Source organism: Sphingobium sp. TKS, assembly GCF_001563265.1.
Taxonomy (GTDB): domain Bacteria; phylum Pseudomonadota; class Alphaproteobacteria; order Sphingomonadales; family Sphingomonadaceae; genus Sphingobium.
Genome location: NZ_CP005083.1, coordinates 1,969,557 through 1,995,429 on the forward strand (window position 1 = coordinate 1,969,557; position 25,873 = coordinate 1,995,429).

The following is a 25,873-nucleotide window of genomic DNA, read 5'->3' on the forward strand; positions in this document are numbered from 1 at the left end:
CTTGCGCACCGGTCGTGTGCGATGTTGTCGGTGCGCGCCGCCATGGAGGTGCCTCGGGGGACCAATCGGCCTGTGCTCGCGGGGGCCGGTCGGCGGTCAGCACCCGGAATAGACAAACGTCATCCCAGCCGTGGCTGTCGTCGTTGAGAGCATAGCAGGAAAACCCGTGCTCCGATTGCGGGGCTTTCATAGGTACTGTTACGGAACCCGGTCGGCTTTTCCGGCTGCTATCACCTCAATGCCGGTCACCCTACGGCCGATCTCGGCGCCTCGATCTCGACAGACGTCAAACCCCGATGCGATAGCGTCGCACAGGAGCAATCGATGGAGCATGCGCACGGTCACCATCACCAAGGGGCGTTCGCCGCGGGACAGGCGTTGACCAAGGATCCTGTCTGCGGGATGACCGTCGATGCGCAGAAAACCGCCCATCACGCCAAGCACGCAGGTACCGATTGGCATTTCTGCAGCGCCGGATGCCACGACAAGTTCATCGCCGACCCCGATCATTATCTTGCCGGGCCGCGGGTCGCCCCGTCCGGCACGGATTGGACGTGCCCGATGCATCCGGAGGTTCGGCAGGATCATCCCGGCAGCTGCCCGATCTGCGGGATGGCGCTTGAGCCTGCCATGGTGACGGCGGATACCGGGCCAAGCCCCGAACTTGCCTACATGACGCGGCGCTTCTGGATCGCGCCCGTGCTGACGCTGCCCGTGTTCGTCCTCGAGATGGGCAGCCATGTCTTCCCTGCGCTGCACCATCTGGTCCCGATGCGGATTTCGGCATGGGTCCAGCTCGTGCTGGCGACTCCGGTGGTGTTGTGGGGCGGCTGGCCATTCTTCGAGCGCGGCTGGGCCTCGCTCCGGACACGCCACCTCAACATGTTCACCCTCGTCGCGATGGGAACGGGGATCGCATGGTCCTACAGCATTGTCGCGACGCTGGCACCGTTCGCCTTCCCGCCGGCGTTTCGATCACCGGATGGGACGGTCGCGATCTATTTCGAGGCGGCAGCGGTCATTACCGTGCTGGTGCTGCTGGGGCAGGTGCTCGAATTGCGCGCGCGCGAACGGACGTCGGGGGCGATCAGGGCGCTGCTCGACCTCGCGCCCAAGACCGCGCGACGGGTGACGGCGGGCGGCGAGGACGAAGACGTCGAGCTCGACCGGATCGTGGTCGGCGATCGCCTGCGTGTCCGGCCGGGCGAGAAGGTGCCGGTCGATGCGGTGGTCGAGGAGGGCCGCTCGTCGCTCGACGAGTCGATGGTCACCGGCGAGTCCATGCCGACGACCAAGGCGGTCGGCGACACGGTCATCGGCGGCACGCTCAACCAGACGGGCGGTCTTGTCGTCCGGGCCGACAAGGTCGGCCGCGACACGATGCTCGCGCGGATCGTCCAGATGGTCGCCGCGGCACAGCGCTCGCGCGCGCCGATCCAGCGCATGGCCGACCGGGTCGCCGGCTGGTTCGTGCCGGCGGTGCTGGCGATCGCGGTGCTCGCCTTTGCGGGCTGGGCGATCTGGGGACCGGAGCCACGCTTTGCCTACGGTCTGGTTGCCGCCGTCGCCGTGCTGATCATCGCCTGTCCTTGCGCACTGGGTCTCGCGACACCGATGTCGATCATGGTCGGCATCGGCCGCGGCGCGAGCCTCGGCGTGCTGATCAAGAATGCCGAGGCGCTCGAGCGGATGGAAAAGGTCGATACGCTGGTCGTCGACAAGACCGGAACGCTCACCGAAGGCCGTCCATCGGTGATCCGCATCGTCGCGGCCCCGGGTTTCGATGAAGAGGAAGTGCTGCGGCTGGCGGCCGGGGTGGAGCGCGCGTCCGGGCATCCGCTGGCGCGGGCCATCGTCGAGGCGGCGGGCAGCCGTCGGATCGCCATTCCCGAGGTGAGCGATTTCGACTCGCCCACCGGCAAGGGGGCGCTCGGCACGGTGGAGGGCAGGCGAGTACTGCTTGGCAACGCGGCGTTTCTGACGGAGCAAGGCGTCGATGCCGCGCCCCTGTCCGGGCAGGCCGACACATTGCGGCGCGACGGCGCTACCGCCATCTTCGCGGCGCTCGATGGCCTGGCAGCGGGCGTGCTGGCGATTGCCGACCCGATCAAGACAACGACGCCCGAGGCGCTCGCCGCGTTGCGCGCCGAAGGCATTCGCGTGGTCATGCTGACCGGCGACAACCGGACCACCGCCGAGGCCGTGGCGCGGACGCTCGGGATGGAAGAGGTCGAGGCCGATGTGCTCCCCGAGCGCAAGAGCGCCGTCGTCGACCGGCTGAAGCGCGAGGGCCGCATCGTTGCGATGGCCGGGGATGGCGTCAACGACGCGCCCGCGCTGGCCGCTGCCGAAGTGGGGATCGCGATGGGCTCGGGCACCGATGTCGCGATCGAGAGCGCGGGCATCACTCTGGTCAAGGGCGACCTGATGGGGATCGTTCGCGCGCGCCGGCTCAGCCAGGCGACCATGTCCAATATCCGCCAGAATCTGGTCTTCGCGTTCATCTACAATGCGGCGGGCATACCGCTTGCGGCGGGTCTGCTCTATCCGCTCTTCGGAGTCCTTCTATCGCCGATGTTCGCCGCCGCCGCGATGGCGCTGTCTTCGGTCAGCGTGGTGACCAACGCGCTTCGGCTCAACCGGCAGCGGCTCTGAGCGGCGGCCGGCTGGGATGAACAGGTCGCCGCTCCGAGGCGAAGCGGTCAGCCGATCAAGCGCAGCTGGGGAGGGCGGCGCGGGACGGGTGCGGCGGATGCGGCGGGATGGCCGATAATGATCGGGGCAACCGGAACGAAATTGTCCGGCACGCCCAGTGCACGCTTGCCCTCCGCCGTCTCGAGCCATCGCTGGGCAAAGCCGATCCAGCACGATCCCAGGCCCTGCGCGTGAGCAGCGAGCATCAAATTCTCGGCCGCCAGCGTGGCATTTTCGACAGCCCACGCCCCCATGCGTGCCGAGATGGTGATGAGCACGGGCGCGTGATAGAAGACGTGGAAATCGGGGCTTTCGAGACTCTCGTGGAGATGCTCCGGAAAGGATACGCTCGGCACCGTCGCGGTCATATGCGCCTTTGCCGCCGTGGAAATCCGGTCGAGCAGCTGTGTGTTTTGAATAATGGTAAAGTCCCAGGGCTGTTCGTTGACAGCGCTGGGCGCCTGAATGGCGGCATCGACCAGCCTTTCCAGCACTTCCTTCGGGACAGGAGCCGCTGTGTAGGCACGCGTCGCGCGGCGTCCGTAGATCGCATCGGTCAGATCCATCTCATGCACTCCGCAATAGATTGAGCTCGTATTACGTCCGATTCCACTGGCCTCCCGCGCGGAGCGCGGGGTCCGCGGACTCTCAGTTGGTCCAGATTCGATCGGAAATGCAGTGTCTCCTATCCGTATAAGAACGGAGTGTCCGGCCCGTCGGTGGGAATAAAGTGCCTGCAAAATTCTCTTTTGAGCGGTTCCCAGGATGGACAGGATCGACGTGGTGGCGAGGCCGGGAGCAAGGAGGCCTAAATCGGCCGCCGCGGTCATTCTGGATTGCCTTATGTGGCGCAACCACAGCCAATCGCCGCGCGGGGATATGGCATGACGGAGCCAGCGAGATCGATAGATCACAGTGCGGTGCCTGGAGTCTCCACGGGGGAGGCGGCCCTGGTCATTCAAACTTCGGGACTATCGAAATCGTTCGACCGCCGGATTGTGGTGGACCGTGTCGATCTGAAAATCCGCAGCCGGGAGATTTTCGGGCTGATCGGGCCGAACGGCGCGGGCAAGTCGACATTGATCAAGATGCTCACGACCTTGCTACCGCCATCTGCCGGCAGCGCCCGGGTCGCCGGCTATGATCTGACTCGAGAGCCCAGGGCGGTGCGCAGTCACATCGGATACGTTCCCCAGCTGCTGTCCGCCGATGGCTCCTTGACCGGCTACGAAAATCTTCTTCTCTCCGCGCGCCTGTATCTCATTCCTCGTGTCGAGCGTGCACAGCGGATCAGGGAAGCTCTTGAACGAACAGAGCTGACCGATGCCGCCGATCGACTGGCGCAGCATTACTCTGGCGGCATGCTCCGCCGACTCGAAATCGCCCAGAGCACGATGCATCGGCCCGCGCTGCTCATCATGGACGAACCCACGGTCGGCCTCGATCCGGTGGCCCGCAACACGGTGTGGACCCACGTCCGCGATCTTCGCGACAGCTACGGGACGACAATCCTGCTGACGACGCATGTCATGGAGGAAGCCGATGCGCTGTGCGACCGGGTCGGCATCCTGCACGGCGGGAGGCTCGAGACGGTGGGAACGCCAGCCGAGCTGAAGGCCGAGATCGGCGCGGACGCCACGCTCGACGACGTCTTTGCACGTATCGCAGGAAGCGACGAGCGGACGGGCGGCGACATCCATGACGTCGCCCAGACGCGCCGGAGTGCGGCCGAGCATGGCTGACATCACTCGCATCGGGAACTATGCCACGGAGGTCCATGCGGTGGCGGACGCCGAGGTGCGCAAGCTCCGGCATGACCCGACTGAACTGCTCACCCGCGCCATCCAGCCGGCGATCTGGCTCGTGCTATTCGGCGAGGTGATGGCACAGGTCCGCGGGCTGACGAGCGGCAATGGGCGGTATCTCGATTTCCTTGCTCCGGGCATTCTCGCCCAGAGCGTCCTGTTCGCGGCGATCTTCTATGGCATCGCGGTCATCTGGGAGCGCGACCTCGGCGTCCTTCATCGCTACATGGTCAGTCCGGCGCCCCGCAGCGCCCTTGTCCTCGGGAAGGCGATTTCCTCGGCGGTTCGGGGCCTTTCACAGGCAATCATCGTCTATGTGCTCGCATTGGCGCTGGGCATCGCGATCGATCTCCATGTCCCGCATCTCCTCGGGGTTGCCGCGCTGATCGTCCTGGGCTCGGGTCTGTTCTCGACTTTCTCGCTCATCATTGCCTGTATCGTGCGCACCCGGGAGCGATTCATGGGGATAGGGCAGGTGCTGACCATGCCGATTTTCTTCGCCAGCAATGCCATCTATCCGATCGAGATCATGCCCGGATGGCTCAGGGCGATTTCGCGCGCGAATCCGCTCACCTATGAGGTCGATGCCCTGCGGGCGCTGATGCTGACCGGGGAGGCGAGCAAGTTCGGCGTCGGCATCGATTGCCTCGTGCTCGTTGCGATCTCCAGCCTTCTCGTCGTCATCGCCACGCGTATGTATCCTCGCATGACGACATAGCATGGAGCGCGAGGGCGATGGGAAGTGCTGGTGCCTTTGGCCCGGAGCCCGGCCGAATTGCGACATCGTGGCGCACCCGCGAGACGGCAGCATGAAGGGAACGGCAATGCGTGGACCTGACGACCGCGGTCCGATGCGGCCATTTCCATTGTCCGAGGTCTACCGTCTGCTCGAGCCGGGTCCGGTGGTGCTGCTGACGACGGCGCATCAAGGTCGAAGCAATGTGATGACCATGTCCTGGCATATGATGGTCGAGTTCACACCGCCATTGATCGCCTGTACTGTCAGCGATGCCGACTTCAGTTTCGTCGCCCTGCGCGCGACAAGCGAATGCGTGATCGCGGTCCCGGCAATGGAACTCGCATCCAAGGTTGTGGAGATCGGCAATTGCTCCGGTCGCGATGTCGACAAGTTCGCGGCGACCGGTTTGACGCAACTGCCAGCCGCCGCGGTGACTGCACCATTGGTTGCGGAATGTTTCGCCAATCTCGAATGCCGGGTCGTCGAGACGAGCCTGGTCGGCAAATATAATCTGTTCGTTCTGGAGGTCGTCGCGGCCTGGCATGATCCTGCCCGGGACAATTCGCGGACGATCCATCATCGCGGCCACGGCACGTTCATCGTGGATGGCGAGACGATCCTTCTGCCGTCGAGGATGCCCTGATTTCAAGACGGAGCATGGGCGAGGAGTTTGGGGTCAATACGTATGGCGCATCTTCCGTACGCGCGGGATGCTGACAAGCTGAAAGGACCAAAATGCTTGTACGAAATGAGATACTCTGGCGCATCGCGCGTTCGGAGTGGGTCGGAACACAAAAACGATAAACCACATTCGGGCTTTTGATTGCGGGCGAGCGAGACGCGCCCCGGCCCCGCTGAGGAAATGCCAATGGCTGTCATGGGTTCACGAAACTGGATGTGGTCCGAGGCGATTGCGATGCTTGAACGGGTCGAGCGGCTACATCGCCAGAGCTTCGAGCCAGAATCGTCGAAGACGCTGCCATGCTGGGAGCCGCCAGTCGACGTGCTGGAGACGGATCGAGAGATACTCATCCTCGTCGCGCTGCCTGGCGTCGACCCTGAGCAGGTGGCCGTGACGATCGAGAAGGGCACGCTTCTGGTCATCGGACAACGAGTCCTGCCGCCCGAACTGCGCACAGCCGTCATCCATCGGCTGGAACTGCCGCAGGGACGGTTCGAACGGCGGCTGCCGTTGCCCGCGGGGCGCTACGACGCCGTGCGAAAGCTCGGCGTCAACGGCTGCCTGCTGGTGGGCTTGCGCAAGGTATCCGACATAGGAAGTCGCCCGTGACCGATCATCCCCATGCGCCCGACGCAACGCAGGCCAGCCTTCAGCCAGAAAAGGAAGCGGCCCCGAGGCCGGTCCTGCCGCCCGACGGCATCATCATCGTGCCCGTACGCAACTTCGTGATGTTTCCCGAAGTCGTGCTTCCGCTCACCATCGGCCGGCCGGGATCGATCGCTGCCGCCCAGGCGGCGGTCCGCGAGCAGAGTCCGATCGGCGTCCTCGCGCAGCGCGACGCCGAGCTTTCCGATCCGGCCGCAGCCGACCTGCACCAGATGGGCACAATCGCAACGATCTTGCGCTATGTGACAGCACCCGATGGCGCGCATCATTTGATCGTGCAGGGCCAGCAGCGTTTCCGCGTCATCGAATTTCTCGAGGGTTGGCCCTATCTGGTTGCAAGAGTCCTGCGCATCGAGGAGCCTGAGGCGGCGGGTCCGGAGATCGAAGCGAGGCTCATGCATCTGCGGCAACAGGCGCTGGAAACGCTGCAGCTGTTGCCGCAGGCTCCGCAGGAGCTCGCCGCCACAATCCAGAACATCACCTCTGCGGCGGCGCTTGCCGACATGGTGGCGGCCTATCTCGATCTGTCGCCCCAGCAGAAGCAGGAGATACTGGAGACGATCGGACTCCAGGAGCGCCTCGACAAGGTGTCGCGCCTGCTTGCCGAGCGCATGGAGGTGCTGCGGCTGAGCCAGGAGATCGGCCGCGACGTTCAGGCGAAGCTCGGAAACCGCCAGCGCGAGGCGCTGCTGCGCGAGCAGATGGCGGCGATCCAGCGCCAGCTCGGCGAGGGCGATGACAAGACGGCCGAGATCACGGAACTGACCGAAGCCATCATCAACGCTCACATGCCGGCCGAGGTCGAGGATCAGGCCCGCAAGGAGCTGCGCAGGCTTGAACGGATGCCGGAGGCGGCCGCCGAGCATGGCATGGTCCGGACCTATCTCGACTGGCTTACCGAATTGCCCTGGGCTCTGCCCGAGGGCGCGCCGATCGACATCGCCGACGCCCGGCGCATTCTCGACGCGGACCATTATGATCTCGACAAGGTCAAGCGGCGAATCGTCGAATATCTCGCCGTTCGCAAGCTCGCGCCGCAGGGCAAGGCGCCCATCCTCTGCTTCGTGGGGCCGCCCGGCGTCGGCAAGACTTCGCTCGGTCAATCGATTGCCCGCGCGATGGACCGCAAGTTCGTTCGCGTCAGTCTCGGCGGCGTGCATGACGAGGCTGAGATCCGCGGTCATCGCCGCACCTACATCGGCGCGTTGCCGGGTAATATCATCCAGGCGATCCGCAAGGCCGGCACGCGCAATTGCGTGATGATGCTCGACGAGATCGACAAGCTCGGCAGCGGCGTCCATGGCGATCCTTCGGCGGCTTTGCTCGAGGTGCTCGATCCGGAGCAGAACGGGACATTTCGCGACAATTATCTCGCAGTCCCATTCGATCTCAGCCGGGTGGTGTTCCTCGCCACCGCGAATATGCTCGACAGTGTACCCGGACCCCTGCGCGACCGCATGGAAGTGATCGCGCTCTCCGGCTACACGAGTGAGGACAAGCTCCATATCGCCCGCCGTTTCCTGCTTCCGCGCCAGATGGAGGCGAACGGATTGCAATCTGGGCAGGCGGAGATCGCCGAAGCGGCGCTGATAGCCATCATCGAGAAATATACCCGCGAAGCCGGCGTGCGCAATCTGGAGCGCGAGATTGGCCAGCTGTTGCGCCACGCTGTGGTGCGGATCGCCGAGGGAGACGTCAGCGACGTGCACATCACCGCCGATGATGTCGTCAGCATTTTGGGCGCGCCGCGCTTCGAGAATGAGGTCGCGCAGCGGACGAGCGTTCCCGGCGTCGCGACCGGGCTTGCCTGGACGCCGGTCGGCGGCGACATATTGTTCATTGAGGCCACCCGCATGCCGGGCGCCGGCAAGCTGATCCTGACCGGTCAGCTCGGCGATGTGATGCGGGAAAGCGCGCAGGCCGCTCTCAGCCTGATCAAGAGCCGCGCCCAGAGCCTCGGCATAGAATCCGAACGGTTCGAAAAAAACGACATCCATATCCATGTTCCGGCAGGCGCCACGCCCAAGGACGGACCAAGCGCGGGCGTCGCGATGTTCACCGCGCTGCTCTCGCTGTTGACCGATCGGACGGTTCGCAGCGACACCGCGATGACCGGCGAGATTTCGCTGCGCGGCCTTGTGCTGCCGGTCGGCGGCATCAAGGAGAAGGTGATCGCCGCGGCCGGCGCGGGGATCAAGCGGGTGATGCTGCCGGCACGCAACCGCCGCGACTATGATGACATCCCCGAGAGCACGCGTGCGCAGCTCGAGTTCGTCTGGCTCGAGCGCATTGAGGATGCGATCGCAGCGGCGCTTGATCCCTTGCCAACAAGTCCGGCCGGTAAGGCCGCAGCGGGTACGCTGGTCGACGCGCAGTAGCCCGCCTATGCTTGCGCGTCGGGACAGATCACGGCGGCGCCGGTCAGCTGCCCGTCGCGCAGCCGCTGCAATGCCTGGTTCGCATGGTCCAGCGGAAAGCGTTCGGTCACGGTCCTGACTCCGGCCTTTTCGATCATCTCGAAGAAGGAGGTGCCGTCCTCCCGGGTCAGATTGGCCACGGACATGATCGCGCGCTCACCCCACAGATCGGCATACGGAAAGGCGGGTATGTCGCTCATGTGGATGCCAGCGCAGACAACCCGTCCGCCCTTGCGCACGACCTTGAGCGCGGCCGGCACCAGCGCCCCCACGGGCGCAAAGATCAGCGCGGCATCGAGCTGAACCGGAGGTGCCGTTTCGGACGAGCCCGCCCAAACGCAGCCAAGCGACCGCGCGAAGGCCTGACCGTCCTCGTCGCCGGGCCTGGTGAAGGCGTAGACCTCGCGTCCCTGCCAGGTCGCGACCTGGGCGAGGATGTGCGCGGCAGCGCCAAAACCGCACAGCCCGATCCGCCGCCCGTCGCCGGCGAGACGCAGCGCGCGCCACCCTATCAGGCCGGCGCACAGCAGCGGCGCGGCCTCCACGTCCGTGAAGCGATCGGGCAGCGCGAAGCAGTAGCGAGCGTCCGCCACGACATGGCTGGCATAGCCGCCGTCGCGCGTGCAGCCTGTAAACTCGGGCCGATCGCAGAGGTTTTCGTGCCCGCTTCTGCAAAAGCCGCAGACACCGCAGGTGTGCCCGAGCCAGGGAACGCCGACGCGTTGCCCGATAGCGAAGCCCGAAGTCCCCTTGCCCACGGCAAGCACGCGTCCGACGACCTCGTGGCCGGGAACAATCGGATAATGGGCGGGGATTTCCCCGTCGAGCACATGGAGGTCGGTACGGCAGACACCACAGGCCGCCACCTTGATCAGGAGCTCCGCCGTACCGGCAACGGGCAACGGCCGCGTCACCATGCGCAGTTGCTTGCCGGGTCCATCGAGCTGCATGGCGCGCATCCGGCCCATCTCATCATCCTATCATCGCGGATGGGACCAGTCTCGCATGCTTTGCATCGCGCTGCCCTAAGTAGACTTACGCAATGCGGTCGCCGGTTCGACGCGCCATCCCCTGGCTTGAGATCGATCCAGCCTGGGAGACCTGTATGCTGAAGGACATCCTCGCGATCATCGAGGGCGGCGATCAGTCGGTTCCCGCGATCGATGACGCGGTTGCTCTGGCCGAACTGCACGGCGCCCATCTCGGGCTGACAGTGCTCACCAAGCGCCTTCTGCTGATCGCCGCTTTCGACCCAATGGGATATTGCTGGCCCGAGCCGGAACGCGAGGCAGAACATGCACAACATCTCGCGGATGTCCGAAAGCGGACGGCAAGGACGACCGCTCCCGTCGATGTTCGGGGACTCTGCGACGAACCCGCGGTGCTTCCGACTCTGGTCAATATCGAGGGCCGCTACGCCGATGTCGTCTTGGTCGGTCCCAATCCCTGCTGGACAGACCACAGGCTGCGTCACCATGTCGTCGAGACGACCCTGCTTGGGTCGGGGGCGCCCATGCTCCTCCATCCGATCGGCTGGATACCGGCGCCGGTGCGCCACGCCATTCTCGGCTGGAACGCATCGCCGGAGGCGTCGCGCGCCGCGCGCGCGCTCATCGCGCTTGCAGAGCCGGCCGCCAGGATCGATGTCCTGGTCATCGACGCCGAACCATCCGCCAATGGCCACGGCCCGACGCCAGGCAGCGATATCGCGCGGCACCTGACGCGCCATGGCTTCGGAGTGGAGGTCCATGCTCGCAGATCCGATGGTCGCCCTGTGTCCGAGGTGCTGCAAAGCTTCGCGGTCATGGCCAAGGCCGACCTGCTCGCGATCGGCGCCTATGCCCATTCACGCTTCCACGAGGTTCTGTTCGGCGGCGTCACGCGCGACCTTCTCGAGACTGAACGTGTTCCGATCCTGATGGTACACTGATGGTGGAGACCCGACGGTTTTCCGTTGTCGGATCAGGGTTGCGCCGCCATCGGATTCTTCCCGTCGCCGTCTGTGAAACAGGTTGCCCGAATGTCGGCATGCGCCGCCTCGACTGCCCCCGCGAGCGTCGTCCTGTACCGGACGCGGGGCGGGCGGGCGCCATGGGTCAGAAGGGTCCGGCGAACAGCCGGCCGAGCCCCGGCGATATAGACGATGGCGCCCTGCCGATGCGCTTTGCGCACGAAGCCCTCGATCGTCGCCGCCGCGGTCGAATCGAGCAGCGACACCGCCGAGAAATCGATGACATAGGCCTTGGGATGCTCGCCGATGCGATCGAGCGCCGCCGCGACGCTCGCCGCCGCGCCAAAGAAGAAGGCGCCGGAGATCCGATAGACGATGACGTCGGGATTTGTCGCCAGGGCAACGTCATAGGGCGTATTGCCGTCGTCCCCTTCGCTGTCGGCCAGGTCTGCGTCTGCCGTGGGATGGGGGCGTTCGATCTCGACCGCCTGCGCCATGCGATGGAGGAAGAGCAGCGCGCCGATGCCGAACCCGACCAGGATGCCCTCGGTCAGATCGCGGAAGATGACGAGCAGCAGCGTCGCGAGCAGCACCACCGCATCGCCGCGCGAAGCGCGCAGGAGCGTCGCGATCTCCTGTTTCTCGATCATGTTCCAGGCGACCACGACCAGGACCGCGGCAAGCGCAGCCAAGGGGATATAGCCCAGAAGCGGCGCCGCGATCACCATGAACAGCAGCAGGCAGACGGCGTGGAGCATGCCCGAGACCGGCCCGCGCGCGCCGGCGCGCACGTTGGTCGCGGTGCGCGCGATCGTGCCGGTCACGCAGAAGCCGCCGAACAGCGCCGAGCCGATATTGGCGATCCCCTGGCCGACCAGCTCCGAATTGGAGCGGTGCCGCCGCCCGGTCATGCTGTCGGCAACCACCGCCGAGAGCAGGCTTTCGATGCCGCCGAGCAGCGCGAAGGAGAGGGCGGCGGGCAAGACGGCGCCGACCTTGGCGAGCGAGAGGCCCGGCAGATGCGGTGACGGGAGCGCCTGGGGGATGCCGCCGAAGCGCGTGGCGATCGTCTCGATCGGCAGTGCCAGCATCCAGCTGGCAAGCGATCCCACGCAGACGGCGATGAGAAAGGCCGGCCAGTGCGGACGGAGCCGCCGGACCGCGACGATGATCAGGATCGACAGCAGCGAAACCGCGGCCGCCGGCTCGCTGATCGTCCTCCATGCGCCGGCCAGCGCAGCGACCTTGGGGATGATCGCGCCGGGCTCCTTGCCGAGCAGGGTCAGGCCCAGCAGCTCCTTGAGTTGGCTCGTAAAGATGATGACGGCGATCCCCGCGGTGAACCCGACCGTGACCGGATAGGGGATATATTTGATGAAGGTGCCCAGCCGGAGAAAGCCCACCGCGAGCAGGATCACACCGGACAGCAGCGTGGCAAGGATCAGCCCGTCAAGCCCGTGTTGCGCGACGGTGGCCGCCACCAGCACGATGAACGCCCCGGCCGGTCCGCCGATCTGGAACCGGCTGCCGCCGAGTGCCGAGACGAGGAAGCCGCCGACGATCGCGGTGTAGAGGCCCCGGTCCGGCGTCACGCCCGAGGCGATCGCGATCGCCATCGAAAGCGGCAGGGCGACGACCGCGACTGTCAGCGCGGCTACCGCATCGGCCTTCAGCGCGGAAAAGCCATAGCCCTCCCGCAGCACAGTGAGGAGCTTGGGCGTGAACAGCTCCGCGAAGGTGGGCTCATGCGTCATGGCGGTCGTCCCTGGGACGGAACAGGTTGCCCAATTCCCCAGCGCCGGACCGATGCACTCGGTCGGAACGTGGTGCCACAAAGCGAGAGACATGCACCAGCAGCAGGGATAGACCCAGAAACGGCATGTGGCTCGACGGCACGAGCCCGAAAGCTCGTACGACCGGGCTATCGAGGCGCAATCCTTGCGTATCGATCATGGTAACGTCTCCTCTGCGCCGGGACGATTGGTTGCTAGCCTCGGGCAATATCCAGCACACTCCGTTTATCTACGCATTGTCGGTTCGCTCCGTGCGGTTCAGTTCAGTTCCTTGTCCAGACAAGGCCGGCGCGAACGCCGGCGTCGTGGCAGGAGCCTGGAGATGCGGCGGCCGATGACGAAATCCCGAGCAACGATGGGCGGCAGCCGCAGTCGGACAGGACTTCTTGCGCCGTTGATGGTCGAACAGAGTTCGTCGTCACAGGACGGCCCGACAACCTGCCGGACGGCCTGTTCACTGTCGGGCATTCCGTCCGCGCTGCCCCGCATCCCCTCCATCGGGTGAGCGATGGCGACCATCAGCTGTCGGCGCCTTTGAGAGGCGAGCATGATCCGCTTCTCTCGCGCGCATTCGGTCCGCATCCGGCACACGGGACGAACGAGCGGCCTGCTCATCAGGAAGGGAGTCACATGAAAGCACTCGTTTACCAGGGTCCAGGCGCCAAAGCCCTCGAAGAACGGCCGGAACCAGCAATTCGCGATGCCGGTGACGCCGTCGTCCGGGTGACGCGCACGACAATCTGCGGCACCGACCTGCATATCCTCAAGGGCGATGTCGCGACCTGCGCGCCGGGCCGTATCCTTGGTCATGAAGGCGTCGGGGTTATCGAGGCGGTCGGAGCCGGCGTTACCGTCTTCAAGACCGGCGACCGCGTCCTGATCTCCTGCATCACCGCCTGTGGGCGGTGCGACTATTGCCGCCGCGGCATGTACTCGCATTGCACGACGGGCGGCTGGATCCTTGGCAACGAAATCGACGGAACCCAGGCGGAATATGTGCGCATTCCCCATGCCGACACCAGCCTTTATCCGATCCCCGAGGGGGCCGACGAGGAAGCTTTGGTGATGCTGAGCGACATCTTGCCCACCGGCTTCGAGTGCGGCGTGCTCAACGGCAAGGTCGCGCCCGGGAACAGCGTCGCCATCGTCGGCGCGGGGCCAATCGGACTTGCGACGCTGCTAACCGCGCAATTCTATTCGCCCGCAATGATCATCATGATCGATCTCGACGACAATCGGCTCGAGGTCGCCCGCCGTTTCGGCGCGACGCACACCGTCAACAGCGCCGACGGCAAGGCAGCCGATGCGGTGAAGGCGCTGACCGAGGGGCGCGGCGTCGATACCGCGATCGAGGCGGTCGGCATTCCCGCCACTTTCCTGCTGTGCCAGGATCTCGTCGCGCCGGGCGGCGTGATCGCCAATATCGGCGTCCATGGCTCCAAGGTCGACCTCCATCTCGAACGGCTGTGGTCGCAGAATATCTCGATCACCACGCGTCTGGTCGACACCGCTACGACCCCCATGCTGCTCAAGACCGTGCAGGCCAAGAAGATCGATCCGAATGTGCTGATTACGCATCGCTTTACACTGGCCGATATTCTGGACGCTTATGACACATTCGGCCGTGCTGCCGAGACGCAGGCGCTCAAGGTCATCATCGAGGCTTGAGGACCATGCCCGCCCCTGACGCGCTGAGGCGCTATCGTGCCAATCTCCAGGGCGAGGTCGACGGCGCGACCGTCTATGCGGCGCTGGCCGAGAGCGAGACCGACCCGAAGCTCGCGGAAGTGTTCCAGCGGCTGGCGGCGGTCGAGCAGGCCCATGCCGAATTCTGGCGCAAGCGGATCGGAGCGGACGGCGGTCATTTTTCGCCCGCGCCTTCGACAAGGGCACACATCCTCGCCTGGCTCGCGCGGCGGTTCGGCCCTGCTTTCGTGCTTCCCGCCCTCGCGGTCAGCGAGACGCGCGACAGCGCCGTGTATGACGCGCAGCCCGAGGCGAAGGCCGCCGGCCTCCCAGCCGACGAGCGGTCGCACGCACTGCTGATGCGGGCAGCGGCGGGAAAGGGAGGACTCACCGGATCGACGATCGCACTTCTGGAAGGGCGCCACCGGGGCGGCGGCAACACGTTGCGCGCCGCGGTGCTCGGCGCCAACGACGGCCTCGTCTCCAATCTGAGCCTGGTGATGGGCGTCGCCGGCGCCGCCGCGACCGAGAGCACGCTCCTGCTCACGGGACTTGCCGGGCTGTTCGCCGGCGCCTGCTCGATGGCGATGGGCGAGTGGCTGTCGGTCACAAGCTCGCGCGAACTCTATCAGAGCCAGATCGCGACCGAAGCCGAAGAGTTGCGCGACACGCCGCAGGAAGAGAAAGAGGAGCTTGTCCTGATCTATCAGGCCAAGGGCATCGCCGAACCGCAGGCCCGCGCCCTGGCGGATCGGCTGCTGGGCAACGAAGGAACCGCTCTGGACGCGCTTGCGCGCGAGGAACTGGGAGTCGATCCTGATGAGCTGGGGGGGTCGGCGTGGACCGCAGCAACATGGTCCTTCCTGCTCTTTTCGGCGGGCGCCATCGTCCCGGCCGCCCCGTTCGCCTTTCTGTCGGGCGTAACCGCGCTGCTCACCGGCATCGGCGCTAGCGCTCTCGCGCTCGTCCTGATCGGCGCCGCCACAAGTCTTTTCACCGGGCGTTCGGCCCTGTTTTCGGGAATCCGCCAACTTCTCATCGGTCTGGCGGCCGCAGCCGTCACCTACGGCGCAGGGGCAGTTGTCGGCGTCTCGCTCGCTTGACGAGCATGGAGCCGTCAACAGGCTGGAAGCGGGCACGGCTGCATGATCGCGGATGGAGGCAGGAATAATGACACGGCGAATGCAGGAGCTGGCCCGGGAGATTGTCCTCCTTCAGACCGAACTCGATCGCGAAATAGAGCGGCGGCGCAATCTTCTCGGCGTCACGGTGCGGGAACGCCTCGTCGGATTCGAGCATGGGATCGCAACCGAGCATCGCCGCTTGCGCATGGGTGTTGGCAGGTTCCTCGCGCGGTCGTCCATCGCTACCAGTCTGGTGTCTCCGATCATCTATTCGGTCATCGTGCCATTGTTGCTGCTGGACGCCTGGATGAGTGCCTATCAGGCCATCTGCTTTCGAGTGTATCGGATCCCGCGCGTGCGCCGGAGTGATTACATTGTCATGGACCGTGGCCAGCTGAGCTATCTCAACTGGATCGAAGCACTCAACTGCCTCTATTGTGGCTACGCCAACGGGCTGATCGGATATGTTCGCGAGATCGCGAGCCGAACCGAACAATATTGGTGCCCGATCAAGCATGCGCTGCGCATCACCGACCCGCATCAGCGCTATTACGAGTTTCTGGAATATGGTGATGCCGGAGGCTATCGCGCCCGGCTCTCCGAGTTTCGCGACCGCCTGCGCGCGGACACTGCGCCCGATGCCAGCCCGCCGGCAGCGAGCGAGTCATGACTCGCGCTGGGCTCGCGCAAGACCGGCTCAGCCATCCCCGCTTCCGTTGAGACCCGCGCCTCATCCGCAGCCACTCCAGGACAATGATCCGACACCTCATGACCGATGACCTCACGCTCGCCTTTCACGGAGCTGCCCGCACGGTTACCGGCTCCTGCATGGAATTCCGCCAGGACGGAAGGCGGCTGCTGGTCGACTGCGGGCTCTTCCAGGGATCCCGTACGTTGGAAACGCTCAACCGGACCGCTTTTCCGTTCGACGCGGCCGAAGTCGATGCGGCCATCCTGACCCATGCCCATATCGATCATTGCGGCCTGCTGCCCAGGCTTGTGGCTGAAGGCTTCGCCGGCGAGATATGGTGCACCGCCCCGACGGCGGATCTGCTCGAGTTCATGCTGGCCGATGCGGGGCGGATCCAGGAGAGCGATACGGCCCGACGCAATCGACGCAAGGACCGTGCGGGCCAGCCGGAGATCGTGCCGATCTACACCGAGCAGGACGCCATCGCGGCTTGGCGGCGGGCGCGGCCGGTCGAGCCTGAAACATGGTTCGAGCCTGTCCCTGGGTTCAGGGCACGCCTTTGGAACGCCGGACACATCCTGGGCTCGGCATCGGTCGAGCTCGAAATCGGCGATGTCCATCTCCTGTGTTCCGGCGACCTCGGCCCCGAGCACAAGGCATTTTATCCCGATCCCGCGAGCCCCGCAGGTTTCGATCACGTTATCTGCGAATCCACTTACGGCGACCGCAAGCGGGCTCACCTCACCCTGGTCGAGCGACGAGCCTTGCTCGAACGCGAGATCAGGGACGCGCTGGTCCGCGGCGGCAATCTGATCATTCCGGTGTTCGCGCTCGAGCGCACGCAGGAACTGTTACTGGATTTCGCCGCCCTGATCGACGAAAGCCGCATTCCGTCCGTCCCGGTGTTTATCGATTCTCCACTGGCCAATCGGGCGACGAGCGTGTTCGCCAAATATGCCGGCTCGCTGGAGGACATGGGCGGCGCGAACGTCTTTCGTCATGCCGCCTTCCATTTCGTCAACGATGTCGCGGAATCGATCCGGCTCAACAGCGTTTCGGGCGCCATCATCATGGCGGCATCGGGCATGTGTGAAGGCGGCCGCATCCGGCACCATCTCCGGCACAATCTCTCCAGGCAGGATTCCACGATTCTGTTCGTCGGGTTTCAGGCTCAAGGCTCGCTCGGACGCGTCATTCTCGAAGGCGCCAAACGCGTCCGCATGTCGGGCGAGGATATCGCCGTGCGCGCCCAGATCCGGCCCATCGACAGCTATTCGGCGCACGCCGATCAGGACGGCCTGCTGGCGTGGATCGAGGCGCGCCGTCCCATCGGGGGCAGTCTATTCCTCTCGCATGGGGAGACGACGGCGATCGATAGCTTGCGCCGCATCGCCCGCTCGCGCGACTTGAGCGCGTCCATCGTCGCTCCGGAGATGGGCGAGGTGTTCCGACTGTCCGCCGGGACACCCGCGGCCCGGACCAAGACCGCAGACCCGAAGCGCCGACAGGCCTTCGGTCGCGACTGGCAGAACAGCTACGCTGACTTCGCCACGAGCCTGAAGCGCGAGCTGGGGGAAATACAGGATTCCAACAGCCGCCAGCGCGCGATCGACGATATGCGCGCGGTCCTCGAAAGCTACAAGAAGGTCTGGGAAAAGCGGGCCGCCCCGCGGCCTTGATGGACATTTTCCTCAAGGCCTCGGCTTTGGTCAGCCCATCATCGTACCTGTCTCGACGAACCGCTGGTGCCAGGACAGGGCCTCGGACAGCAGGCACGGAGAATGCTTGCCATAAGACGATCTCAGCGCCCGCTCGAAATAGTCGGACAGTGCCGGCCTGTAGCGAGGGTGCGCGCACTTCTCGATGATCAGTCTCGCCCGCTGCTTGGGTGAGAGACCGCGCAGGTCGGCCAGGCCCTGTTCGGTCACGAGTATCTGGACGTCCTGATTGATGTGGTCGACATGGCTTACCTGCGGCACGATCGCGGAAATCGCCCCAGCCTTGGCGAGTGAGGGCGTCATGAAGATCGAAACATAGGCGTTGCGCGCGAAATCGCCCGATCCGCCGATGCCGTTCTGAATGCGCGAGCCCATCACATGGGTCGAATTGACGTTGCCGTAGATGTCGGCCTCGATCAGTCCGTTCATGGCGATACAGCCCAGCCGCCGGATCAGCTCGGGATGGTTGCTGATCTCCTGCGGACGCAGCACCATCTTGTCCCGAAAACGCTCCATGTCGGCGTTGAGCCCGGCGGCGGCCTCGGGACTGAGCGAGAAGGCGGTGGCGGATGCCATCCGCAGCTTGCCAGCGGCAAGAAGATCCAGCATTCCGTCCTGGATCACCTCGGTATAGGCGGTCATGTCCTCGAAAGCGCTGTCGACAAGGCCGGTCAGCACTGCGTTGGCGATGTTGCCCACGCCCGACTGGATCGGCAGCAGCGACGCAGGCAATCGGCCCCGCGCGACCTCATGGCCGAAGAAATCAAGCAGGTGGCCGGCTATGGTCCTGGCATCCTCGTCGGGCGCCTTGAACGGCAGATTGCGGTCGGGCGCGTCCGTTTCGACGATCGCGATGATCTTGGCGGGGTCGCACCGGAATGCGGTCTCACCGATCCTGTCGTCGGGCCTCGTGAGGGGGATCGGCACGCGGTGCGGCGGCAGGGCGGTGCCGTAATAGATATCGTGCATGCCCTCGAGAGCCGGGTTCTGCCAATTGTTCACCTCGAGGATGACCTGGCTCGCACGGTCCAGCCACGTCTTGTTGTTGCCGACCGACGACGACGGGATCAGCGAGCCGTCCGGCCGGATGCCGCTGATCTCCACCAGCGCCGTGTCCAGGGGACCGAGGAAGCCCTGCCACGCCATCGGCGCGACCTGGCTCAGATGCATGTCGAAATATTCCATCTCGCCGCGGTTGATCTTGTCGCGGGCAACGGGGTCGGAGTTATACGGCAGACGGAATTCAATACCATCGGCCTTGGCCAGCGCGCCGTCGAGTTCAGGGCCCGTCGAGGCACCAGTCCAGACACGGATCGAGAAGGGGTTCCCGGCCGCGTGTTCCGCCTCGATCCGCTCTGCAAGGGCGACCGGGACGGCCTTGGGATAGCCCGAACCTGTAAAACCGCTCATGCCGACCGTGGTGCCGGGGGCGATCAACCGGGCCGCGTCCGGCGCGCTCATCAGCTTCGACCGCAATGCCTGGCAACCAATACGCTCGTTCACTGTCCCTGATCTCCGATTCCATTCAACCTTGCTCGCATGCAAGTGTCATACAAGCTCAGTGCCATCGGCGCGCCTGCATGCGAAAGCGGAAGCCGGCTTGAGCCCTGCACCGATTGGCTGCTCATCGGCGCGCCGGACTCGCCGGTCGCAATGCGAAGCGCTTGAGGAACTCCGCGCCCGCCAGATAGCCGACCACCAGAAGCGCGATGGCGCCGAATATGGCTGCGCCCGGTACGGCGAAACCGAGCAGTCCGGCCCAAGGCAACAGCGGCAGCAGCAGCGCCGCCGCCAGACCGGCCAGCGCCGTAACGGTCAACACGATGTGCGGGCGGCTCGACCAGGCCGGGCGGGACGTGCGGATCACGAAGACCACCAGGATCTGCGTCAGCATCGATTCCATGAACCAGGCCGTCCGAAACTCCGGTATCCCGACGTGGAAGACGCCGAGCAGAAGCGCAAAAGTGGCGAAGTCGAAAAGTGATGATAGCGGCCCCATGATCGCGGTGAAGCGCACCAGCCCGCGAATATCCCAGCCCTGCGGGCGCGCCAGATCTCCGCTATCGGCGGTGTCGAACGGAATGCCGATCTCGGAAAGGTCGTAGAGAAGGTTGTTCAGCAGCACCTGCACCGGGGTGAGCGGCAGGAACGGCAGAAACAGCGACGCGATCGCCATGGTCAGCATGTTGCCGAAGTTGGAGCTCGTTCCCATCCGGACATATTTCATGATGTTGGCATAGGTCCGCCGTCCCTCGGCGACGCCATCGGCGAGGACGCCGAGATCGGGGGCGAGCAGGATCATGTCGGCCGCCTCGCGCGCCACGTCGGTGGCGCCGTCGACCGACAGGCCGACATCGGCGGCGCGGATCGCCGGCGCGTCGTTGATGCCGTCGCCGATGAAGCCTACCGTATGGCCGCGCGCGCGGAGCGCGCGGACGATCCGCGTCTTCTGGTCGGGCGTCACCCGCGCGAACAGATCGACCTGACCCGCGCGCGCCGCCAGCGCCTGGTCGTTGAGCCTGGCGATTTCCTCGCCGGTCAATATGCCTTCGACCGGCAGGGCGAGCGCCGCCACCAGATGCTCGATCACCGGCGCGGCGTCGCCCGAGATCACCTTGATGCGAATGCCCGCCGCTTCGAGCCGGGCGATGGCGGAGGTGGCGCTCGGCTTGGGCGGATCAACGAACACGCAATAGCCCGCGAAGACCAGTTCGTCCTCGCCGTCGGCGTCGATCCGCTCCTGCCCGGCGGCGGGCTTCCATGCGATCGCCAGCAATCGCAGCCCTTGCGCCGCGCGATCGTCGCGCAGCGCACACAGGCGGGCGCGCAATGCATCGTCGAGCGGCACGAGCCCTCCCGATCGGTCCTGCGCCCTGGTGCACAGCGCGAGCAGCGTCTCGGGCGCGCCCTTGACGATCTCGATCCGTTCGCTTCCCTGCTCGGCAAGCACCGCGACACGCCGCCGCTCGAAATCGAACGGACGTTCATCCAGCTTGCGCCAGCCCTCGAGCGAGCGACCGGTCATGTGGAGGAGCAGGGCCTGGTCGAGCGGGCTTTTCAGGCCGGTCTCGAAGCGCGCGTTGACCGCCGCCAGCTCCGCCACCCGCTCGTCGTCCTCGCCATCGATGCCCGGATGGCCGACGAGCGTGATCCGCGCCTCGGTCAGCGTGCCGGTCTTGTCGGTGCATAATATATCCATCTGGCCCAGGTCGTGGATCGCCGACAGTCGCTTCACCACGACCTTGGCTCTCGCCATCCGCTGCGCGCCGCGGCCGAGCGCGACGGTCATGATCATCGGCAGCAGCTCGGGCGTCAGGCCCACCGCCAGCGCCATCGCAAACAGGAAGGATTGCAGCGGCGGGCGGCCGAGCGCGAGATGGGCGAGCAGCACGAACAGCACGAGGAAGATCGTGAGCCTGACGATCAGCACGCCGAGCCTATGGATGCCATGCTCGAACGCGGTCGGCGGCTGCTTGCCGGCGAGCGAATGCGCGATCGCGCCGAACCGCGTGCGCGGACCGGTCTGGACGACAAGCATCGTCGCGGTGCCGCCGATCAGCGAGGTTCCATGGAACAGGGCATTGTGCGCGTCCGCCGGCGTTTCGGCGGCGGTTGCGGGCTCGATTCGCTTCTCGACCGGATAAGGCTCACCCGTCAGAAGGGCCTCGTTGACCTGCGCGCCGTTCGCCGCCAGCACGATGCCGTCGGCGGGAACGAGATCGCCCGCCGCGAGCATGACGATGTCGCCGGCCACCAGCTCGCGCACGGGCAACTCGGTCGACTTGCCGTCGCGCATCACGGCCGCATGGAGGGCGATCGCCTGCTTCAGCGCCTCCGCGGTCGCCTCGGCCCTGTGCTCCTGGACGAGATCGAGTGTGGTCGACAGCACGACGACGATGAAGATGATCGCAAAGCTCGCGACGTCGCCGGTGACTCCGGCGATGACGGCGGCGACGAGCAGCATGGCGATCAGCGGATTGGCAAGGCGGCGAAGGAGGTCGGTGAGGAGGTGGCGCTGCTTCGCCGCGGAGATTTCGTTCGGGCCGTCACGCTCGAGCCGCGAGGCAGCCTCGTCCGACGACAGGCCGTCGCGCGTCGCGGTGAGTGAGCGCAGAGCGTCGTCGGGCGTGGCTTGCCAGAATGCGTGCGGCTCGGTCACCGCCGCTCCCGTCCGGTGAAGGGCAGCAACGACAGGAACAGGTTCAGGAAATCGAGATAGAGTGCCAGAGCCCCCAGTACCGCGGCATTATTGCGCCCATCCGCAGCGCGGTCCTCATATTGACGCTTCAGACGCTGGGCATCGAAAGCGGTGAGTCCGGCGAAAAGCAGGATGCCGACCCCCGAGGCAAGAAGATCGAGCGCGCCCGATCGCACCAACAGATTGAGCAGCATCGTCACGACGAGCCCGACCAGGGTGATCGTAAAGAAGGCGCCCAGGCCTGACAGATCCTTGCCGGTGGCTGTGCCGACCCAGGCCAGCGCGGCAAAGCCCGCGCCGGCGGCGACGAAGGTATAGCCGACGCTGCCGCTGCTGTAGGTGAGTAGCACGCTGCCGAGCGACAGTCCCACGAGCGCGGCGTAGAGGGTGAAGATAACCCTCGCGGTTGACGCAGACAGCCGGTCGATCCCGGCGCCGAGCAGGATCACCAGCGCCACAGGCGCCAGCGCCACGATCCACCCGAGCGTCGTGAGCCCCGCAGGTCCGAACAGTGCGAGCGCGAGCGATCGGCTGTGGGCGACCAGAAGAGCGAATGCCGCCGATATGATGACGCCGCCCGCCATATGGAGATAGACCGCGCGCATGTAGGCGCCGACCCCCGGATATGAGCCGTTCGATTTGCCGGATGGCGGCCATTCAAATTCACGGCTTCGCTGAAGCATTCCCCGGTCCTCGCTTCTTGCGGGAAGCAAGGTTCGACCCTGTGCCGACGTGCCGCTGCGACCAATCCGCAAAGCTACGTAGCGGAACTGCGCGCCGGGTCCGTAGGCTTACCTAATTCATGGGGGTGCCGAAATCCCTATGGACGACTGAGAGGCAACGAGGAGCAGACCATGGTTTCGCCATCGAGGCCCAGCAAGCCGGCTACAGAAGGGAGCGGCGATCGAGCCGGCGCATGGGCCGAACTGTTCGCTCGCCCCGCGGCGGCGGCGGTCGCGACGCTCACCGGTGGTCTGTCACCATCGTCGATTGGTGACGCTTTCGCCGACTGGGCACTCCATTTCGCCGCCATTCCCGGCAGCCGGGTCCATATTGCCGCTGAGACCGCCCGCGGCTTCATGGCGCTGGCCGGCTATGCATGGGAAGCGGCTCTGACCAACGACGGGGCCGAACCCGGTATCGCTCGCCGGTCTCAGGATCACCGCTTCGACGATCCTTCCTGGGAATCATGGCCCTTCAACCTCATTCGCCAGTCCTTCCTGCTGAGCGAACGCTGGTGGGATTGCGCGGCGAACGATATTCTCGGTGTCACGCCACGGCATCGGGCAATTGTGGGCTTCTCGGTCCACCGGCTGCTCGACATGGTTGCGCCCTCGAACTTCGTTGCCACAAATCCGGTCCTGCAGCAGCGGATCATCGAGACCGGAGGCAAATGCCTCGCCGACGGCACGGCGGCCCTGGTCGAGGACTGGCGTCGCTTGCTGGCAGGGCAGCGGCCGGCCGGCGCCGAATGCTATCGTCCCGGCATCAACGTCGCGGTCACGCCGGGCAAGGTGGTCTATCGGAACAATCTGATCGAGCTCATCCAATATGCGCCGACGACGCAGGCTGTCCGTCCGGAGCCCATCCTGATCGTTCCGGCCTGGATCCTGAAATATTATGTGCTCGACCTGTCCCCGGAAAATTCGCTGGTGCGCTGGCTCGTGGCGCAGGGCCACACGGTGTTCATCATCTCCTGGCGCAATGTCGGCGAAGACAGCCGGGGGCTCGATCTGGAGGATTATCGCCGGCTGGGGATCATGGCGGCGCTCGACGCGATCTCCGCGATCACGGGCGCTGGCGGTATCCACGCTGCGGGCTACTGTCTCGGGGGGACCTTGCTCGCGATCGCAGCGGCGACGATGGCACGCGATGGCGATGATCGTCTGGCCTCGATGACCCTGTTCGCGGCGCAATCCGATTTCAGCGAACCCGGCGAAGTCAGCCTGTTCATTGATGAGGCGGAGCTTGATTTCCTCGAAACGATCGCGCGCGCGCGTGGTTATCTCGACAGCGCGCAGATAAGCGGCGCCTTCCAGGCGCTCCGCTCGAACGATCTCATCTGGCCCCTCCTTGTCCGAGACTATCTCTTGGGTGCACGCGAGCCGATCACCGACCTACGCGCATGGCATACCGACGGCACCCGCCTGCCTTTTGCAGCGCAGTGCCAATATCTGCGCTCGCTGGTCCTCGCCAACGATTTGGCCGGAGGACGATATCAGGTCGAAGGCCGGCCGATCGCCCTCCGGAAGGTCCGCGTCCCGGTCTTCGCGGTCGGTACCGAAGATGATTATGTCGCGCCCTGGCGCTCGGTCTACAAGATACATCGGCACGTGGACAGCGAGGTGACATTCCTGCTCGCAACCAATGGTCATGATGATGGAATTGTCTCCGGGCCGGATCAGCCGGGGCGATCCTATCGCCTGCTCGCGCGGCCCGCAAAAGCAGGCTGCCTTGATCCCGAAGCCTGGCTGTCCAGGGCACGACCCGGAGCCGGTTCGTGGTGGCCGGAGTGGGCCGCCTGGATCGACATGCATTCAAGCTCTCCGCGCGCGCCGCCGCCACTCGGCGGCTCCGGTGCGGACGCTGGGGCGCTCAGGGATGCGCCGGGCAGCTATGTCCTCGAAAGCTGACGAGAAGATCGCCGCCAGACCCTCGAGTGCATGGCGGTCATGGTTCCTCGGCATCATTCTCACAGCTGCGCTGGTGGGGGCGGTGCTGCATTTCGGCGAGATCGAGAATTTCGCCCGCCTCCTCGTTCGCGCCAATCCTTTCTGGCTCGCTGTTGCCGTGCTGTTCCAACTTTCGACCTATGCCAGCGTGGCTGCGGGCTGGGCGGCGGTGCTGCGCAGCGCCGGCACGCCGCGAGCGCTGCCCAGGCTGATGCGCATCGCGCTCACAAAATTGTTCGCGGACCAAGCGGTGCCGAGCGCGGGATTGGGGGGCAACGTCCTTCTCGTCGACCAGTTGGTGCGATTGCGCGTGCCGCGCGGGACGGCGGTGGCAGCCTTGCTCGTCTCGATGATCGGCTATTACGCCGCCTTCGCCTTCTTTGCGGTAGGCATGCTGGTCCTGCTGTGGCTCCACGACAAGGCGACGCCGCTGATGGCCGGCGTCGTCACCACATTCCTGCTGGTCGCGCTCGCCATTCCGTCGCTCGCGCTTTGGCTGAGGCACCGCGGCAGCCAGCCCCTGTCGCCGCGGCTCGAGCGGGTGGGAGTCGTCCGCGAATTGCTCGAGATCGTCGGCCAGGCCCCGGCAGACCTGATCGGCGACCGTGCCCTGCTGCTTCGCGTGACAGGCTTCAATGCCTTGGTCTTCATCGCCGACGCCGGGACGCTTTGGGCCTGTCTTGACGCTCTCGGAGGACCCGCCGGCTTCGGAACCGCCTTCATCGCGTCGATCATGGCATCGATCGTCGTGACGCTTGGGCCGATCCCGCTTGGTCTGGGCAGCTTCGAGGCGACGTCGACTGCAACGCTCGGTCTGCTGGGCGTCCCCATCGAGAATGCCTTCGCGGCGACGATGCTGCTACGGATCCTGACATTGTGGCTGCCGCTGCTGCCCGGCCTGATGATGATGCGTTCCGCGCTCAGGCGGCGTCCGCCTCGCTCCCACCGATCACGGCGGACCGGCTCCGGCTGCAAGCGCTCTGATCCCAGGGTTTAGCGCCTGTCTGGAAACTGGCACGTATCATGCTTATCTCCAG

21 protein-coding genes are annotated in these 25,873 nt (G+C 65.4%); 13 read left to right on the top strand and 8 right to left on the bottom strand.

The genetic code is table 11. The annotated features are described in order from the left end of the window. The first annotated feature begins 324 nt into the window (after positions 1 to 324). Entirely contained in the window at positions 325 to 2,655 is a 2,331-nt protein-coding gene (locus K426_RS09830) for a heavy metal translocating P-type ATPase (RefSeq protein ID WP_066556384.1), read from the top strand. 47 nt (positions 2,656 to 2,702) lie between these two features. Here K426_RS09830 and K426_RS09835 read toward each other — a convergent pair whose 3' ends face one another. Then, a complete protein-coding gene (locus tag K426_RS09835) occupies positions 2,703 to 3,260 on the bottom strand; it encodes a nitroreductase family protein (RefSeq protein ID WP_066556386.1) in 558 nt (185 codons plus the stop codon). Between the two features lie 318 nt (positions 3,261 to 3,578). Here K426_RS09835 and K426_RS09840 point away from each other — a divergent pair, with 318 nt between their 5' ends. The 5 genes from K426_RS09840 (at position 3,579) to lon (ending at position 8,964) form a co-directional block, all read left to right on the top strand. Next, positions 3,579 to 4,436 (top strand): ABC transporter ATP-binding protein, encoded by an 858-nt coding sequence (locus K426_RS09840; RefSeq protein WP_082748509.1) that lies wholly within the window; start codon positions 3,579 to 3,581, stop codon positions 4,434 to 4,436. Next, positions 4,429 to 5,217: an ABC transporter permease gene (locus K426_RS09845; RefSeq protein ID WP_066556388.1), complete on the top strand. Its 789-nt coding sequence runs from the start codon at positions 4,429 to 4,431 to the stop codon at positions 5,215 to 5,217. Before K426_RS09840 ends, K426_RS09845 begins: the two co-directional genes overlap by 8 nt. A gap of 106 nt (positions 5,218 to 5,323) precedes the next feature. Further along, a complete protein-coding gene (locus tag K426_RS09850; protein ID WP_197672777.1) occupies positions 5,324 to 5,881 on the top strand; it encodes a flavin reductase family protein in 558 nt (185 codons plus the stop codon). Between the two features lie 225 nt (positions 5,882 to 6,106). Further along, positions 6,107 to 6,529 (top strand): Hsp20/alpha crystallin family protein, encoded by a 423-nt coding sequence (locus K426_RS09855; protein WP_066556390.1) that lies wholly within the window; start codon positions 6,107 to 6,109, stop codon positions 6,527 to 6,529. Beyond that, complete coding sequence (gene lon, locus K426_RS09860) at positions 6,526 to 8,964, top strand: endopeptidase La (RefSeq protein ID WP_082748513.1); 2,439 nt, start codon at positions 6,526 to 6,528, stop codon at positions 8,962 to 8,964. The genes K426_RS09855 and lon overlap by 4 nt, the downstream gene beginning before the upstream one ends. Positions 8,965 to 8,969: 5 nt before the next feature. Here the strand turns inward: lon and K426_RS09865 are convergent, their stop codons facing one another. Then, a complete protein-coding gene (locus K426_RS09865; protein ID WP_066556392.1) occupies positions 8,970 to 9,971 on the bottom strand; it encodes a zinc-dependent alcohol dehydrogenase family protein in 1,002 nt (333 codons plus the stop codon). Positions 9,972 to 10,108: 137 nt separating this feature from the next. Between K426_RS09865 and K426_RS09870 the strand changes: the two genes are divergently transcribed. Beyond that, a complete protein-coding gene (locus K426_RS09870; RefSeq protein WP_145907237.1) occupies positions 10,109 to 10,933 on the top strand; it encodes a universal stress protein in 825 nt (274 codons plus the stop codon). Positions 10,934 to 10,965: 32 nt separating this feature from the next. Here the strand turns inward: K426_RS09870 and K426_RS09875 are convergent, their stop codons facing one another. From K426_RS09875 to K426_RS09880, 3 genes are all read right to left on the bottom strand, one after another. Beyond that, the gene (locus tag K426_RS09875; RefSeq protein WP_066556395.1) at positions 10,966 to 12,708 is read right to left on the bottom strand and encodes a SulP family inorganic anion transporter; all 1,743 of its coding nucleotides are present in this window, start codon (positions 12,706 to 12,708) and stop codon (positions 10,966 to 10,968) included. Further along, entirely contained in the window at positions 12,698 to 12,907 is a 210-nt protein-coding gene (locus K426_RS31235; protein WP_145907238.1) for a hypothetical protein, read from the bottom strand. The genes K426_RS09875 and K426_RS31235 overlap by 11 nt, the downstream gene beginning before the upstream one ends. A 98-nt stretch (positions 12,908 to 13,005) precedes the next feature. After that, positions 13,006 to 13,266, bottom strand: a complete 261-nt coding sequence (locus K426_RS09880) for a hypothetical protein (RefSeq protein WP_066556396.1) — start codon at positions 13,264 to 13,266, stop codon at positions 13,006 to 13,008. A gap of 111 nt (positions 13,267 to 13,377) precedes the next feature. On the opposite strand from K426_RS09880, the gene K426_RS09885 reads away from it, so the two are divergent. The 4 genes from K426_RS09885 (at position 13,378) to K426_RS09900 (ending at position 17,927) form a co-directional block, all read left to right on the top strand. Beyond that, the gene (locus K426_RS09885) at positions 13,378 to 14,415 is read left to right on the top strand and encodes a zinc-dependent alcohol dehydrogenase family protein (RefSeq protein ID WP_066561605.1); all 1,038 of its coding nucleotides are present in this window, start codon (positions 13,378 to 13,380) and stop codon (positions 14,413 to 14,415) included. Positions 14,416 to 14,420: 5 nt separating this feature from the next. Next, entirely contained in the window at positions 14,421 to 15,536 is a 1,116-nt protein-coding gene (locus tag K426_RS09890; protein ID WP_066556397.1) for a VIT1/CCC1 transporter family protein, read from the top strand. 67 nt (positions 15,537 to 15,603) lie between these two features. Beyond that, positions 15,604 to 16,227 carry a hypothetical protein gene (locus K426_RS09895; protein ID WP_066556400.1) on the top strand — a complete coding sequence of 208 codons (624 nt, stop codon included), beginning with the start codon at positions 15,604 to 15,606 and terminating at the stop codon, positions 16,225 to 16,227. Between the two features lie 98 nt (positions 16,228 to 16,325). Then, positions 16,326 to 17,927 carry an MBL fold metallo-hydrolase gene (locus K426_RS09900; protein ID WP_066556402.1) on the top strand — a complete coding sequence of 534 codons (1,602 nt, stop codon included), beginning with the start codon at positions 16,326 to 16,328 and terminating at the stop codon, positions 17,925 to 17,927. Between the two features lie 30 nt (positions 17,928 to 17,957). Here the strand turns inward: K426_RS09900 and K426_RS09905 are convergent, their stop codons facing one another. The 3 genes from K426_RS09905 to K426_RS09915 form a co-directional block, all read right to left on the bottom strand. Next, positions 17,958 to 19,427 (bottom strand): acetyl-CoA hydrolase/transferase family protein, encoded by a 1,470-nt coding sequence (locus K426_RS09905; RefSeq protein ID WP_066556404.1) that lies wholly within the window; start codon positions 19,425 to 19,427, stop codon positions 17,958 to 17,960. 163 nt (positions 19,428 to 19,590) lie between these two features. Continuing rightward, positions 19,591 to 22,125 (bottom strand): magnesium-translocating P-type ATPase, encoded by a 2,535-nt coding sequence (gene mgtA / locus K426_RS09910; RefSeq protein ID WP_066556406.1) that lies wholly within the window; start codon positions 22,123 to 22,125, stop codon positions 19,591 to 19,593. Beyond that, a complete protein-coding gene (locus K426_RS09915; protein ID WP_082748515.1) occupies positions 22,122 to 22,847 on the bottom strand; it encodes a Bax inhibitor-1/YccA family protein in 726 nt (241 codons plus the stop codon). Before K426_RS09915 ends, mgtA begins: the two co-directional genes overlap by 4 nt. Positions 22,848 to 23,018: 171 nt before the next feature. Between K426_RS09915 and K426_RS09920 the strand changes: the two genes are divergently transcribed. After that, a complete protein-coding gene (locus tag K426_RS09920; protein WP_082748517.1) occupies positions 23,019 to 24,797 on the top strand; it encodes a PHA/PHB synthase family protein in 1,779 nt (592 codons plus the stop codon). Further along, on the top strand, positions 24,781 to 25,833 hold the full coding sequence (locus K426_RS09925; RefSeq protein ID WP_197672778.1) for a lysylphosphatidylglycerol synthase transmembrane domain-containing protein: 1,053 nt from the start codon (positions 24,781 to 24,783) through the stop codon (positions 25,831 to 25,833). The genes K426_RS09920 and K426_RS09925 overlap by 17 nt, the downstream gene beginning before the upstream one ends. Positions 25,834 to 25,873: the final 40 nt, after the last annotated feature.

What these genes read in the sequence shown, in the direction of transcription:
- K426_RS09845 (WP_066556388.1), top strand. Translation starts at nt 4,429, where the DNA reads ATGGCTGACATCACTCGCATCGGGAACTATGCCACGGAGGTCCATGCG.
- K426_RS09895 (WP_066556400.1), top strand. Translation starts at nt 15,604, where the DNA reads ATGACACGGCGAATGCAGGAGCTGGCCCGGGAGATTGTCCTCCTTCAG.
- K426_RS09885 (WP_066561605.1), top strand. Translation starts at nt 13,378, where the DNA reads ATGAAAGCACTCGTTTACCAGGGTCCAGGCGCCAAAGCCCTCGAAGAA.
- K426_RS09920 (WP_082748517.1), top strand. Translation starts at nt 23,019, where the DNA reads ATGGTTTCGCCATCGAGGCCCAGCAAGCCGGCTACAGAAGGGAGCGGC.
- K426_RS09850 (WP_197672777.1), top strand. Translation starts at nt 5,324, where the DNA reads ATGCGTGGACCTGACGACCGCGGTCCGATGCGGCCATTTCCATTGTCC.
- K426_RS09900 (WP_066556402.1), top strand. Translation starts at nt 16,326, where the DNA reads ATGACCGATGACCTCACGCTCGCCTTTCACGGAGCTGCCCGCACGGTT.
- K426_RS09925 (WP_197672778.1), top strand. Translation starts at nt 24,781, where the DNA reads ATGTCCTCGAAAGCTGACGAGAAGATCGCCGCCAGACCCTCGAGTGCA.
- K426_RS09890 (WP_066556397.1), top strand. Translation starts at nt 14,421, where the DNA reads ATGCCCGCCCCTGACGCGCTGAGGCGCTATCGTGCCAATCTCCAGGGC.
- K426_RS09870 (WP_145907237.1), top strand. Translation starts at nt 10,109, where the DNA reads ATGCTGAAGGACATCCTCGCGATCATCGAGGGCGGCGATCAGTCGGTT.
- K426_RS09835 (WP_066556386.1), bottom strand. Translation starts at nt 3,260, where the DNA reads ATGGATCTGACCGATGCGATCTACGGACGCCGCGCGACGCGTGCCTAC.
- K426_RS09915 (WP_082748515.1), bottom strand. Translation starts at nt 22,847, where the DNA reads ATGCTTCAGCGAAGCCGTGAATTTGAATGGCCGCCATCCGGCAAATCG.
- K426_RS09855 (WP_066556390.1), top strand. Translation starts at nt 6,107, where the DNA reads ATGGCTGTCATGGGTTCACGAAACTGGATGTGGTCCGAGGCGATTGCG.
- K426_RS09875 (WP_066556395.1), bottom strand. Translation starts at nt 12,708, where the DNA reads ATGACGCATGAGCCCACCTTCGCGGAGCTGTTCACGCCCAAGCTCCTC.
- K426_RS09840 (WP_082748509.1), top strand. Translation starts at nt 3,579, where the DNA reads ATGACGGAGCCAGCGAGATCGATAGATCACAGTGCGGTGCCTGGAGTC.
- K426_RS09830 (WP_066556384.1), top strand. Translation starts at nt 325, where the DNA reads ATGGAGCATGCGCACGGTCACCATCACCAAGGGGCGTTCGCCGCGGGA.
- K426_RS31235 (WP_145907238.1), bottom strand. Translation starts at nt 12,907, where the DNA reads ATGATCGATACGCAAGGATTGCGCCTCGATAGCCCGGTCGTACGAGCT.
- K426_RS09880 (WP_066556396.1), bottom strand. Translation starts at nt 13,266, where the DNA reads ATGGTCGCCATCGCTCACCCGATGGAGGGGATGCGGGGCAGCGCGGAC.
- K426_RS09905 (WP_066556404.1), bottom strand. Translation starts at nt 19,427, where the DNA reads ATGAGCGCGCCGGACGCGGCCCGGTTGATCGCCCCCGGCACCACGGTC.
- K426_RS09865 (WP_066556392.1), bottom strand. Translation starts at nt 9,971, where the DNA reads ATGGGCCGGATGCGCGCCATGCAGCTCGATGGACCCGGCAAGCAACTG.